Below are 13,920 nucleotides of genomic sequence, written 5' to 3' on the forward strand. Positions count from 1 at the left end.
TTCCGGCCCGGCTTCAAAACCACGCCCACCGTCAGCGCCGCCAGTGCTCCCAGCACCATCAGGGCGGCTACTACCTTCTTGATGACCTTCATAACGTTCCTCCGAACTGTACCAACTGTACTATGTGTGTTAGTACAGTTAGGATAACACGACCGTTTCTCTCTGTCAATCCCCTTTCAAAAAAATATTTTCCGCCTCTTTTCCCCGCTCCTTTTATAAAAACAAGGAATTTTTTGCATTTTTCTCTTTACAACCGCACATTCCTATGGTAAACTTGTTCAGCACGTGAATTTGTGCGCATTCCGGGGCTTCGTCCTGCGGAGGATTTCACCACTCCCAGAGCGCAGTTTTCGGAGAATTTTTTGAAAGGTGGAAACACACAATGCTGCGTAAAGATCAGAAGACGGCCGTGATCGAGGCCAACCGTACCCACGAGACCGACACTGGCTCCCCCGAGGTCCAGGTCGCGATCCTCACCGAGCGTATCAACATCCTCACCGAGCACATGCGCGCCAACCCCCAGGACAAGCACTCCAACCGTGGTCTGCTGAAGATGGTCGGTAAGCGCCGCAGCCTGCTGGACTATCTGCAGAAGAAGGATATCGAGCGCTATCGTGCCCTGATCGCCAAGCTGGGCATCCGGAAGTAAGAAGCAATGAGGGTGACGGAGCGGTTCTCCGTCACCCTTTTCTGCGAATTTCCAGTCATTTTTTCGCCGGGGGCTGTTGCTTTTTGTGTTTGAAACTGTGCCCGAATCTCGGACATGCTTTCAAATACGAAAAGAGCCGCTCCCGAGCATCTGAGTAAAGGAGCAATCTTATGTCAACCATTATCACCCATCGGCAGTTCCCCGGCTATCATAAGTACGAGATGGAACTGGCAGGCCGTCCCCTGACTCTGGAAGTGGGCAAGCTGGCCGAGCTGGCCAATGCCGCCGTCATGGTGGGCTACGGCGACACCCGCGTGCTGGTGTGTGCCACCGCCTCCGCCCGTCCCCGGGACGGCATCGATTTCTTCCCCCTGAGCGTGGACTTTGAGGAGAAGATGTACGCCGTGGGCCGCATCCCCGGCAGCTTCAACCGCCGGGAAGGCCGTCCCGGTGAGAAGGGCATCCTCACCAGCCGCGTCATCGACCGCCCCATCCGCCCCCTGTTCCCCTATGACTTCCGCAATGATGTGTCCATCATGGCCACCGTCATGGCTGTGGATCATGACTGCTCTCCCGAGATCGCCGCTCTGATCGGCACCTCCGCCGCTCTGGCCATCTCCGATATCCCCTGGAACGGTCCTGTGGGCGCCGTGAAGATGGGTCTGGTGGACGGTGAGCTGGTCATCAACCCCACCAGCGAACAGCGCAAGGTCAGCGATCTGGACGTCACCGTGGTCTCCACCGGCAAGAAGGTGGTCATGATCGAGGCCGGCGCCAACGAGGTCCCCAACGACAAGATGTTCGAGGCCATTCAGAAGGCCCACAAGGAGAACCAGAAGCAGATCGAGCTCATCAACAAGATGGTCGCCGAAATCGGCAAGCCCAAGTTCGACTATCCCCACGCCGCCTTCGACCAGGAGCTGTTCGACGACATCGTGGCCAACTTCATGGACGAGGCCAAGGCCGCTATGGACACCGATGACAAGAACGTCCGTGAGCAGCGCTGGAACGCCATGATCGAAAAGTGGCACGAGAAGTATCTGGAAGATCACCCCGACATGGACCAGTATCTGGAGGAGATCACCTACAAGTTCCAGAAGAAGATCGTCAAGGCCTGGCTGCTGGAAGGCCACCGCGTGGACGGCCGCCAGAAGAACGAGATCCGTCCCCTCAGCGCCGAGGTGGGTGTCCTGCCCCGCGTTCACGGCTCCGGTCTGTTCACCCGCGGTCAGACCCAGGTCCTCTCCGTCTGCACCCTGGATACCCTGTCCGCCTGCCAGAAGCTGGACACCATCTGGGAAGAGACCGAGAAGCGCTACATGCACCACTACAACTTCCCCGGCTACTCTGTGGGCGAGGCCAAGCCCGCCCGCAGCCCCGGCCGCCGGGAGATCGGCCACGGCGCTCTGGCCGAGCGTGCTCTGCTGCCCGTGATCCCCTCTGTGGAGGACTTCCCCTATGCGATCCGCGTGGTCTCTGAGGTTGTCAGCTCCAACGGCTCCACCTCTCAGGGCTCCATCTGCGGCTCCACGCTGGCTCTGATGGATGCCGGCGTGCCCATCAAGGCTCCCGTGGCTGGCATCTCCTGCGGTCTGATTCAGGACGATAACGGCGGCTTCACCACCTTTATCGACATTCAGGGCGTGGAGGACTTCCACGGCGAGATGGACTTCAAGGTGGCCGGCACCAAGAAGGGCATCACCGCCATTCAGATGGACCTGAAGAACGACGGTCTGACTATGGAGATCATCAAGAACGCTCTGGACATCACCTATGACGCCCGCTGCGAGATCCTGGACCAGATCATGCTGCCCTGCATCGCCGAGCCTCGTAAGGAAGTCTCCCAGTACGCCCCCAAGATGGTCATTATGCACATCAATCCCGACAACATCCGGGACGTCATCGGCAAGGGCGGTTCTGTCATCCAGAAGATCGTAGCCGATACCGGCGCCAAGATCGACATTGACGATGACGGCACCATCCACATCGCCGCAGCCGACGCTTCCGCCTGCGACGCCGCCAAGAAGTGCATTGACGATATCGTGTTCGTCCCCGAGATCGGCAAGCTGTACTACGGCCGCGTGGTGCGCCTGATGACCTTCGGCGCCTTCGTGGAGCTGGCTCCCGGCAAGGACGGTCTGGTGCACATCTCCAAGCTGGCCGACCATCGCATCGAGAAGGTGGAGGATGCCTGCAAGATCGGCGACATGATGTGGGTCAAGGTCACCGATATCGACGAGAAGGGCCGCGTGAACCTCTCCCACAAGGACGCCATGCGTGAGATCGCCGCCAAGGAAGCCAACGGCGAGCGGGTCAAGTAAATCGTCTTTCCATTCCAAAACGCCAGACGGGGCGGGCACTTCGCCCGCCCCGCCTTTTTCGTTTCCTGCGCCACAACAAAAGGCCGGGATTTCCGGCGAAGCCAAAGAGGATATTCTCTCTGTTCCCGCAGGGGGCAGTTCCCACTACGGGGCAAGGGGAAGGAGTCTTTGGCGCAAAGCCCCCTCCCCCTTAGATCCCCACCCGAAACATGGGGGACGCCACCTTACACCGTCACGACGATACGATTCCCGGCCCTGATGGGCCGCCAATCGTGCCATTTCCTCGAAAGCACCTCGCTTTATCCGCCCCCGGCGGCGCTTTGGTGCTTTCCCCTTTGGAAATTCCTCCCAAGGAAAGACGGGGGAGCAACAGTGGAAAGAGAAGCAGAGGACGTCCTATTTGCAACACCTGTGTGCGAAGGACTTTCTGGTGCAGGGACGCACTGATTTGAGATTTGAGTATAGCGCAGCCGGTAGGGGCGTTTCAAGTTTAGTCGGCAGTGCGTGGCGGCCAGCCCCCGTTTTGGGTGAGTTGACCGTTTCGTCGGTCAACTCATCCCTGACATTTTTTCTTTTTCACCGTGCACGGCGCATTTTCTTTTTGATGTCTCAAAAAGAAAATGGGGGGTGCATCCCCACGGTAAAACCGTGCATTCTCGTGCCGCAAAGTGGCACCATGCTGCATCCCCTGCGGCGGTTCGCCGCGCCCCTTGTTGGAGCAAAGAAAAAGTAGGAGACATTCCAATGGGCAAAGCCCATTTTAGGATTCGATCCCGCATGGTATCACCATGCTTTCCCATGCCGCAAAGCGGCACCCTCTGAAAGGAGCTTCTATGTCTGATCTCATCGCCGCCATTGCCACCGGCAGCACCGCCGCCGCCATCGGCATCGTCCGGGTCTCCGGGACCGGCTGCTTTGCTGCCTGCGACCGGGTCTTTCGTCCCCGGAACGGAGTCCCCTTCGCCCAGCAGCCCTCTCACAAGATGGTGTTCGGAGAAATGCTGGACGATTCCGACGCCGTCATCGATCAGGGATTAGCCGTCCGCTTCGGCGGCGGACACAGCTACACCGGGGAGGACGCCGCCGAATTCCACTGCCACGGCTCTCCCGTGGTCCTTCACACCCTGCTCTCCGCCCTCTTTGCCGCCGGAGCCCGTCAGGCCCAGGCCGGTGAATTCACCAAGCGGGCCTTTCTCAACGGCAAAATGGACCTGACGGAGGCGGAAGCCGTCATCGATCTCATCGATGCCCAGTCCGCCGCTGCCGCGAAAAACGCCGCAGCCCAACTGGACGGCGGTCTCCGCCGCCGCCTGGAGCCGGTGCAGGAGGCCCTCATCGACATCACCTCCCGGTTTTACGCCGTGGTGGATTACCCCGACGAGGACATTGAGGACATTCAGCCACAGCAGATCCGATCCTCTCTGCAAATCGCCGCCGACACCCTCTCTGCCTTGCTGGACACCGCCCAGCGGGGCCGGGTGCTGAAAAACGGCGTCCGCACCGCCATCGTGGGCCTGCCCAATGCCGGTAAGTCCTCCCTGCTCAACGCCTTGGCGGGCTATGACCGGGCCATCGTCACCGACATCCCCGGCACCACGCGGGACACGGTGGAGGAGACCGTCACCTGCGGCGGCACCCTCCTGCGGCTCATTGACACCGCCGGTATCCACGATACCGCCGACGCCGTGGAGCAGTTGGGCGTAGAGCGCAGCCGCAAGGCGGCAGAGACTGCCGATCTGGTGATCGCCGTGGCAGACGGCAGCCAGACGCCCCCCGCCGTGGACCCGGACATCCTGGCCCTGGCGGCCAAGGCCCCTCATTGGATTTTGGCCGTCAGCAAAAACGACCTGAACCCCGCCGGGAAAACCGTCCTCCCGCAGCTGCCTGAGGGTCTGCGGGAGCCGGACAGCCTTGTCAGCTTCAGCTCCATGGCCCCCGGCGGCCTGGACGCCCTGGTGGACGCCGTGCAAAGCTGCTTCCCCGCCGGGACCCCCGCTGACGCCGGTTCCCTCCTGACCAACACCCGGCAGGAATCTGCCGTCCGCCGGAGTCTGGAGGCTGTCCGTCGGGCGCTGTCCGCGCTGGACAGCGGTCTGACTCCCGACGCTGTCCTCACTGATGCGGAGGAAGCACTGGAGTCCATCGGCGAACTAACGGGCCGCACCGCCAAGGAGGAGATCGTAGGCGCGGTGTTCAGCCGTTTCTGCGTGGGAAAATAACAATTTTCGTTTTCCCCTGTCTTTCTTCCTGTTTTCCTTAACGCATAATCCGGTTTACAAAACTACAAAAATGTGATATACTTGCTCTGATTTCAAAGGAAGGAGCACCGGTATGGAAGAAATTTCCGCCTTTCGCCGTCAGTTGGAGACCCACCGCCCTGCGGATTGGGAAACACTGCCGGATTTCCCCCTGTATATGGATCAGGTCCTCTCCTACATGGAACGGCAGACCATCCGTCTGGACGAGAGCGACGCTCTGACAGCCTCTATGGTCAATAACTACACGAAAAACGCCCTGGTCCCCCGGGCTGAGGGCAAGAAATACAACCGGGACCATCTGGCCTACCTCACCTTCGTCTGCATTCTCAAGCAGGTGATGTCCGTCCGGGATATGGACCTGCTGATCCGCACTGAGCTTTCCGATGACCGCTCCGTGGAAAACGGCTACCGGGCCTTTCTGGAAAGTCTGGACGGTGCCCTGTCCAGTACCGTGCAAGAGATGGGCGCTTATGAAGGAACTGACAATCTGGCGGACGCCGCCGTCCACTTTGGTCTGCTGAGCTACGCCGCCGGCCTTGTGAGCCGTCAGTATGTGGCCCAGCTCCGCGCCCGGACGGAACCCGCCGGCAAACCGGATAAAGCCGAGGCCAAAAAGGCCGCGAAAAGCAGAAAGGAGCGCAAGGACTGATGCGTGATTATGTAATTTTAACGGATAGCTGCTGCGATCTCTCCGCGGAAATGGCCGCAGAACTGGGCGTAGAGGTCCTACCGTTGAGCCTGCAAATGGGTGATCGCACCTACCGCAACTATCTGGATGGCCGGGAGATCGGCTTCCATGAGTTCTACGAGCGGGTCCGCTCCGGCGAGTTGGCCACCACCTCCGCCGTCAACGTGGGGGAATTTGAGGAAAAGATGCGGGAGATCCTGAAAACCGGAAAGGACATCCTGAGCATCAGCTTTTCCTCCGCCCTCTCCACCACCTACCAGTCCTCCGTCATTGCCGCGGAGGAGTTGAAGGACGAATTTCCCGACGCGAAGATCCTGACGGTGGACTCCCTCTGCGCCTCTCTGGGGCAGGGATTGTTCGTGTATCTCTGCGCGCAGGAGCAGAAAAAGGGGAAAACCATTGACGAGGTGAAGACCTTTGCCGAGGAGACCAAGGGCCGCGTCTGCCACTGGTTCACAGTGGACGATCTGAACCACCTGAAGCGGGGCGGCCGGATCAACGCCGCCACCGCCCTGTTCGGCACCATGCTGGCCATCAAGCCCGTCATGCATGTGGACGACGAGGGCCGCCTGATCCCGGTCAGCAAGGCCCGAGGCCGCAAGGCGTCTCTGACGGCGCTGGTAGACCGGATGGAGGCCACCGCCATCGACCCCGCCGGTCAGACGGTGTTCATCAGCCACGGTGACTGTCTGGAGGACGCTGAATTTGTTGCCGGTGAGGTCCGCCGCCGTCTGGGCGTGGAGACCGTCCACATCAACTATGTGGGTCCTGTCATCGGCAACCACTCCGGCCCCGGCACCATGGCGCTGTTTTTCCTTGGCAGCGAACGATAATTATGCTAAAATAGTTTGGGGAAATCCCCAAACTATTTTTGCTATGCAAACACATAGCAAAATAAGAAATGTGCCATTTCCTCGCCCCTGCGGGGCAACCGGAAATGATGCACGAAAACTTCATGCACTGGCATTTGTGCATGTTCGCGGTACGCTGCTCATGCATGAAGTTTTATGCGTATGAAATTAAATTTTCCGCTCCGGCGGAAGCACATGTGAGGATCATATATGGAATGGCTGGAAGTACACATTGACACAAATCACGCCGGGCTGGAGCCCTTGGAGATTTTTCTCTCCGCCAATGGGGTAGACGGCGTGGTCATTGATGACGAGCAGGATTTCCAGAGCTTTCTGGAAAACAACCACCAGTATTGGGACTATGTAGACGAAGATCTGGAGGCGTCCATGAAGGGCAAATCCCGGATCACCTTCTACCTCCCGGCGGACGGAGACGGCTTTGACCAGCTGGCCCACCTCCGCACTGCTCTTCAGGGCTTCAAGGACGCCCATGCCGGAAAATACGGCACCCTCCTGATGACGTTGGAAAATCTGAAGGACGCCGACTGGGAAAACAACTGGAAGCAGTATTATAAGCCCATGGAGATCGGCGAACGCCTGCTGGTGATCCCGGAATGGGAACAGGAAAACGTGAAGGGGCAGGCTAAATACGCCGGCAAGGTGCCCCTGATCTTAGAGCCGGGCCTCACCTTCGGCACCGGCAGCCACGCCACCACCCGCCTGTGCCTGACAGCGCTGGAGGAAGCCGTCCACGGCGGCGAAACCGTATTGGATCTGGGCTGCGGCAGCGGCATTCTCTCCATTGCCGCGCTGCGGCTAGGCGCCGCCTCCGCCAAGGCTGTGGACATTGATGACAAGTGCCTGACGGTGGCCTATGAAAACGCCGCTCTCAACGGCATCGGCAAGGACCGCTACACCGTTCTGGTGGGGGATGTTCTCTCCAACGGCGCCCTCCGGGAAACTCTGGGCGGCGGCTACGATGTGGTGGTTGCCAACATTGTAGCGGACGTCATTATAGGGCTTGCCCCCATGGTGCGGCAGTTCCTGAAGCCCGGCGGGCTGTTCCTCTGCTCCGGCATCATCGACACCCGGGCCGGGGAGGTGGCGGACGCCCTCCGTCAAAACGGTTGGGAAATCGAAACTACCCGGTCCGGTGAGGGCTGGTATTCCTACGCCTGCCGCTAAAGGCTGAAAGGACCCTGAATACGCCCATGAATAAGCTCCAAGCACTCAACACCTGGATGACCCCGAAAATGCCCCTGCTGATCCTCGGCGCTCTGGCACTGGGACTGCTGTTCCCCGATCAGATCGGCCTGCTGTGTCCCGCCGTTTCCGCCCTGATGATGTTCCAGACCTTCGCCAACAGTCTGGGCAGCAGCGTGCAGGATCTGGGCCGGGTCCTCTCCCACCCCAAGCCGGTGCTCATCACCATGCTTTCTCTCCACCTTCTCATGCCGTTGGCCGCTTTGGGTATTGGCAGCATGTGCTTCCCTGACCAGCCCCTCTACACCCTGAGTCTGGTGCTGATGGAGGGTTCCCCCGCCGCCGTATCCTCTCTGATGTGGATCGTCATCGGCGGCGGCAGCGTGGAGCTATGCCTGTCCATTATCCTGTTGGATACCATGCTCTCCCCGGTGATCCTGCCGCTGACGCTGCGGCTGCTGTGCGGCTCCGTGGTGGAGCTGGATACCTTGGGCATGATCCGGGATCTCTTCGTCATGATCGTAGTCCCGGCAGCTCTGGCCATGGTGCTCTGCCGCCTGCTGGGCCAAAGCATCTGTGCCAAAGCCAAGCAGCGGCTGAGTCCCTTTTCCAAGCTGGCTCTGCTGGTCATCATCTGCGCCAACGTCACCCGCTGCGCTCCCTTCCTCCACGAGTTGAACCGCGAGCTGGTACTGCTGCTCTGCATAACGCTGGCCATGCGGCTCATCGGTCTGGGCTTGGGCTTTCTGCTCTCCACCCTCTTCCGCTTCCCCTATCCGGTAGAACTGACGGTGACCGTCAATTCCAGTATGCGGAACAATGCCGCAGCCGCTACGCTGGCCGCCCAGTATTTCCCCTCGGAGGTGGTGTTCTCCCCCTCTGTCTCTCCCCTGTTCTCCCAGCTCACCAGTTCTCTGGCGGTGCGGGCTCTGCAAAAACGGCAGCAGAAGATCGATCATCCCGCCTCATAACAACCTATTTGCAAAAAAAGCGCGGAATTTTCCGTGCTTTTTTTATTTTCCCGACAGATTTCCCGACATTTCCCCCGCTCCCCGGCGCTACAATACAGGCAGAACCGGGAACGCCCGCCGTTTCCGAACCTGTCAGGAGGTGCCGCGCATGTTGGACACGCAGGTCCATTGGCTTCCGGTGGAGCAGATCGCTCCCAACCCCCACCAGCCCCGAAGGGAATTCGCTCCCGGACCTCTGGCGGAGCTGGCGGAATCCATCCGCCGCCACGGGATCATCCAGCCCCTGTCCGTCCGCCGCAGGGATGACGGCTGGGAGCTGATAGCGGGAGAGCGCCGCCTCCGGGCAGCCAAGCTGGCGGGACTGCAAACAGTTCCTTGTCTGGAAATGCAGGTCGATGAGCAGGACTCCGCTATTCTGGCCCTTATCGAAAATATCCAGCGCCGGGACCTGCATTACTTGGAGGAAGCCACCGCCATCGCCGCCTATCTCCGTCAATCCGGCTCCACGCAGGAGGAAGCCGCTGCCCTGCTGGGTCGCTCCCCCTCCGCTCTGGCCAATAAGCTGCGCCTGCTGCGGCTCTCCCCTGACTGCTGCCGCCTGCTCACAGAACATGATCTGACCGAGCGTCACGCACGCGCTCTTCTTCGTCTGGAGGATGAAGAAGAACGTCTCAACGCCCTCCACCACATCATCCGCCATCATCTGAACGTAGCCCAGACGGAGCAGTACATCGACAAGCGTCTGGCCCAGCTGCAGACCACGCCCCCCTCCGGCCGCCGGGTCTTTCTTCTCAAGGACGTCCGCCTGTTTCTCAACAGTCTGGACCGGGGCCTGCGGCTGGTGCGGGAGGCCGGCATCGGCGCAGAATCCCGCCGGGAGGACACGGAGGACGCCATCCTCCTCACTATCCGCATCCCCAAGAACCGCCGGGTCGGCTGACGTTTACAGTCTTTTTCAAAAAACGGAGACTTCGGTCTCCGCTTTTTGGTTTTTTCGGAAACCGCAGCCTGCCACTTACGCCAAAAGTCAAAATTATTCCACTCTGTTACCGGATTGTAACACCTTTTTTCAGAAAAGAGTGATATGATAGCGTTAAATGGGAGATTGTTTCTCATTTAACATAACGATCAAAACAGGAGGGCTTCTTATGGAACCGATCCGTGAAGCCGAGATGCAGACCCAGCCGGGGAAGCGGCTGAACGAGGAATCCAAAAAGAGTGGGAAGGGGCCGCTGCTGATCGCCGGCATCGTGCTGGCGGTTTTGCTGGCGGCCTACGCGGGCCTTTGCGCCTATGCCGGTTCTCTGGATACATTTTATCCCAACCGCCACATCAACGGCATCGACGTGGGCGGTCTTACCGTGGAACAGGCGCAGCAGCGCCTGGAGAGACAGCTTCTCCAGCAGGCGATCACCCTTGTGGATGACAAGGACCAGCCCTTGGCTCAGTTCACCGTGGGCGATCTGGGCTACACGGCGGAGAATTTCGCCGGGGACGCCCAATTCTGGAAAAACGATGACCGGAGCAAGGGCTTTTTCATGAAAGGCTGGGCCTATCTGGCCACCGTCACCGGTCGCTGGCCCGACGGCGCCCATTGGCCGGACATGGACCAAGCCGTCTTTTCCAAAACCGTATCCCGTCTGACGGAGCAGCTTTCCGAAGCACCCCTTGACGCCTCCGGCGCTGTGGAGGGGCAGTCTGTCCACATCACCAAGGCGCGGGACGGCCGAACACCGCAAGACCTCCGTCTCCTTCTGGCAAATATTTCCGATTACAGTCTGAGCGGCTATCAGGTTCCCATCTCCTTCCAGACTGTCCCCGCCAAGACCCTCACCGCCCAGCAGCTCCACGACCAGCTCCACGGCGAGGTGCGAAACGCCTCCTATGACTCCGCTACGGACTCCATCATCCCCGAGCAGCCGGGAGCCGACTTCGATGTGGCCGCCGTTCAGAAAGCGCTGGACGGCGCCGCCCCCGGGGAAACCCTGACACTGGACGCGGAAATTGAGGAGCCGGAGGTCACCGCCGCCGATTTGAAGGCCGTCCTGTTCCGGGACGTGCTGGGCGAGGCCAAGACCCATGTCTCCGGCTCCGCCGGGCGGATCGGCAACGTTAAGCTCTCCGCTCAGATTATCAACGGCCTTGTTCTCAACAGCGGAGAAACCTTCTCCTACAACGAATCCGTCGGCAAACGGACGGCGGACCGGGGCTTCAAGCCCGCCCCCGCCTATGTCAAGGGCGAAACCGTGGACGAGATCGGCGGCGGCATCTGCCAGACCTCCTCCACCCTGTATCTGGCCTGTCTCCTGAGCAATCTGGAGATCACGGAGCGGTACGCCCACCGCTATGTCCCCGCTTACATCGCCTGGGGCATGGATGCCACGGTGTCCTGGGGCGGCCCCGACTATAAGTTCACCAACAACACCCTGTACCCCGTGAAGATCGTCACCAAATATGAAAAGGGCTATCTCACCGTTCAGATCCTGGGCACCAATGTGGACGGCATCTATGTAAAAATGAGCAACGAGGTCCTCTCGAAGACCCCCTGGGAAACCATCTATCAGGAGGACCCCACCATGGCTCCCGGCTCCCCGGATGTGGTGAAGGTAACACCCTATACCGGATACAAGGTCAACTCTTATCAGACCATTTATGACAAGGATGGCAAGGTGATCGACAGCCATTTTGAAGCGTCCAGCAACTACAAGGTCCGCAACAAGGTGATCTTACAGGCCCCCGCCGCCCAGCCCGGCAGTGGAACAGCGGAGATCCCCGCCGTCACACCGGACACTCCGTCGGATACCCCTGTTCCTATGGAGCCAACAGTCCCCGCGGAGCCTGCCGCGTCCCCTGACCTTCCTGTCGAACCGGAGATCCCGGCGGAACCGTAACGGAAGCGCCCCACAGCTTGTTCGTTGCAAAGCAGCCATCTCCATCCGTTTTTAAGATCAAAACCGCAACCCCCCGCCCATACATCAGTATGGGCGGGGGATTCTTATGCTTATACGTGCTTATACGGAAGCGGCCTTACAGGCCCCGCTTCTTTTTCAATACCCGGATGTCCTCGCCCACAAAGGGCAGAAGCTGATACTCTCCCTCGATCCGGGAGGCGATCTGTCCGGAATACCGCTGGGCGATGGCCTCCGGCATCAGGTTGGTGCTGACGATGGTGGACTTCTTTTCCAGCAGACGGCCATTGATGATCTGATACAGCGCGCTCTGGACGAAGGTGGTCACCATCTCCGTCCCCAGGTCGTCCAGGATCAGCAGGTCGCAGTTCAGCACCCGCTCCACGTCCCGCTCTGCCTCGTCCCGGCCAAATTTCTGCGCCTCGAACCGCTCAAAAATGTGCCCCGCCGTGTCATATACCACGGAGAAGCCCTTGCCGCTGACCTCTCTGGCAATGGCGGCGGACAGGTGGGTCTTTCCCAGCCCCGGACGGCCGAACAACAGCAGGTTGGCCGGTTTTTTTCCAAAATTGTGGGCATATTCCACGCAGGTGTCATACACCCACTCCATGTGCTCCCGGGCAGACTTGGTTTTTCTCGGTGCCCGCTGGTCGGAATACCAGTCGGTGTCAAAGGTGTCAAAGCTCTGGCTGCCCAGATCCAGCAGCTTGGAAAGCTCCTTGCGCTGCTCCTCCACATAGTAGGTTTTCAGGCAGCGGCACATCTCGCCGCCCCGGTAGCCCGTGTCATTGCAGAAGGGGCAGAGGGGCGTATCCTCCAGCGCGTTGTCCGGCAGGCCCAGCTCTGCCAACAGCATCTGCCGTTCTGCCTGCAAGCTGAGGTTTTCTTCCCGCAGGCGCTGGATTTCCGGCAGCGGGTCCTCTCCCCGCCGCAGAGCGGCGGCCATCACCCGGCTGGCCGTGCGGCGCAGCTGATCCTGAATTTCCCGCAGCCGGGGTCTGCGGGCATAGAGCTGTTCCCGCTGCTCCGCCAGATCCGCTTCCCGGGCGCTCCGGTCCGCTTCATACCGCTCCTGCGCCAGACGCAGCAGCCGTCCGTCATATGCCATGTCCCCGCTCCCTCCTTACACGTATTTCCAGGCGTCGCCCGCCGACTGTGTCGGCTGCTTCGCCGGGGGCTTGTCCGCCCGTTCGATCTCCTCCGGGGTATGTAAGCCCGCCTCGTGCCAACGCTTTAAAATACCGTTGCAGTAGGGCCACTTCAGCTCGTGGCACTTGAGCACCGTCTTGTCGTAGGCCAGAGCCACTGTCTCCGGCGGAAAGCCCATCTCCTGCCATGCGTTCAGATACTTCTCCTCCGATGCCACCGGCAGCCGGTCTCCCAGGCCCAGCGCCCGCATATACGGCGGGATGGCCCCCTGACGCTCCGCGTACTTTTTCAGGTACTCCACTGCGGCCCTCTGGGTGTCGATGCCCCGTCTGGCCCAGGCGTAGCCCTCCTTCTCAATCTGCCGCAGGGTGGGCCGCCGCCCCTCTCCGTACTTCCGGGTGACCCGCTCCACGCAGTGATTCACCAGCAGGAAGATCACGTCCGCCGGCAGGCCCAGATAATCGTTCAGTCCCAGCAGAACACCCACATCCGGCGTGGTGAGCCGCTTCCCCAGCTTTTTTTCCACCTCCGCCGTCAGCAGACGGAATTCCTCGCTGCTCTCCAGCCGCCGGGCAATGTCATCCCGCTGGTAGCTGGGCTTTTCATCAGCAGGCTCCGGGATCTCCTCCGCTGCGGGCGCCAACAGCCGCAGGTCCCGCAGGGCTTGCTCCGCCGCCTCGATGCGGCTCTTTTCCCATCGCAGCTCTCCCGCCAAAGACCGGGGCTGCACCGTGCCGTGATGCCGCAGAAGCGCCAGATATAGGAGCGCTGCGTCGCCGTCGCCCCGGTCCAGCAGACGCTTTACCGTCTGGGCCGTCAGCGTGACGGACTCATCCGCCGTGTGGATCAAAATACTCGCCATCCGCGCTCCTCCTTCAGCGTGTCGAAAAAGTCTTTTCTTCCCGTTGCCCTTATTATCAG

11 protein-coding genes are annotated in these 13,920 nt (G+C 60.2%); 9 read left to right on the top strand and 2 right to left on the bottom strand.

What is annotated here, in order from left to right; all coding sequences use genetic code 11:
* Nucleotides 1-382 precede the first annotated feature (382 nt).
* The 9 genes from rpsO to H8Z83_RS06065 all read left to right on the top strand — a co-directional run bounded on the left by rpsO (nt 383) and on the right by H8Z83_RS06065 (nt 11,832).
* Nucleotides 383-649: a 30S ribosomal protein S15 gene (gene rpsO / locus H8Z83_RS06025; protein WP_187014233.1), complete on the top strand. Its 267-nt coding sequence runs from the start codon at nt 383-385 to the stop codon at nt 647-649.
* Between the two features lie 170 nt (nt 650-819).
* A complete protein-coding gene (locus H8Z83_RS06030; RefSeq protein ID WP_187014234.1) occupies nt 820-2,970 on the top strand; it encodes a polyribonucleotide nucleotidyltransferase in 2,151 nt (716 codons plus the stop codon).
* A gap of 833 nt (nt 2,971-3,803) precedes the next feature.
* Nucleotides 3,804-5,189, top strand: a complete 1,386-nt coding sequence (gene mnmE, locus H8Z83_RS06035) for a tRNA uridine-5-carboxymethylaminomethyl(34) synthesis GTPase MnmE (protein ID WP_187014235.1) — start codon at nt 3,804-3,806, stop codon at nt 5,187-5,189.
* A 112-nt stretch (nt 5,190-5,301) separates the two neighbouring features.
* Nucleotides 5,302-5,877 carry a DUF1836 domain-containing protein gene (locus tag H8Z83_RS06040; RefSeq protein WP_187014236.1) on the top strand — a complete coding sequence of 192 codons (576 nt, stop codon included), beginning with the start codon at nt 5,302-5,304 and terminating at the stop codon, nt 5,875-5,877.
* Nucleotides 5,877-6,749: a DegV family protein gene (locus H8Z83_RS06045; RefSeq protein ID WP_187014237.1), complete on the top strand. Its 873-nt coding sequence runs from the start codon at nt 5,877-5,879 to the stop codon at nt 6,747-6,749. The genes H8Z83_RS06040 and H8Z83_RS06045 overlap by 1 nt, the downstream gene beginning before the upstream one ends.
* Nucleotides 6,750-6,977: 228 nt before the next feature.
* Entirely contained in the window at nt 6,978-7,952 is a 975-nt protein-coding gene (gene prmA, locus H8Z83_RS06050; RefSeq protein WP_187014238.1) for a 50S ribosomal protein L11 methyltransferase, read from the top strand.
* Nucleotides 7,953-7,978: 26 nt separating this feature from the next.
* A complete protein-coding gene (locus H8Z83_RS06055) occupies nt 7,979-8,941 on the top strand; it encodes a bile acid:sodium symporter family protein (RefSeq protein ID WP_187014239.1) in 963 nt (320 codons plus the stop codon).
* 148 nt (nt 8,942-9,089) lie between these two features.
* Entirely contained in the window at nt 9,090-9,881 is a 792-nt protein-coding gene (locus H8Z83_RS06060) for a ParB/RepB/Spo0J family partition protein (protein ID WP_187014240.1), read from the top strand.
* Between the two features lie 208 nt (nt 9,882-10,089).
* Entirely contained in the window at nt 10,090-11,832 is a 1,743-nt protein-coding gene (locus tag H8Z83_RS06065) for a VanW family protein (RefSeq protein WP_187014241.1), read from the top strand.
* A 136-nt stretch (nt 11,833-11,968) separates the two neighbouring features.
* Here the strand turns inward: H8Z83_RS06065 and H8Z83_RS06070 are convergent, their stop codons facing one another.
* Both H8Z83_RS06070 and H8Z83_RS06075 read right to left on the bottom strand, forming a co-directional pair.
* Nucleotides 11,969-12,958 carry an ATP-binding protein gene (locus tag H8Z83_RS06070; RefSeq protein ID WP_187014242.1) on the bottom strand — a complete coding sequence of 330 codons (990 nt, stop codon included), beginning with the start codon at nt 12,956-12,958 and terminating at the stop codon, nt 11,969-11,971.
* A gap of 15 nt (nt 12,959-12,973) precedes the next feature.
* The gene (locus tag H8Z83_RS06075; protein ID WP_187014243.1) at nt 12,974-13,861 is read right to left on the bottom strand and encodes a DnaD domain protein; all 888 of its coding nucleotides are present in this window, start codon (nt 13,859-13,861) and stop codon (nt 12,974-12,976) included.
* Nucleotides 13,862-13,920 lie beyond the last annotated feature (59 nt).

Source organism: Dysosmobacter segnis (assembly GCF_014297285.1).
In the GTDB taxonomy this organism is placed as follows: Bacteria; Bacillota; Clostridia; order Oscillospirales; family Oscillospiraceae; genus Oscillibacter; species Oscillibacter segnis.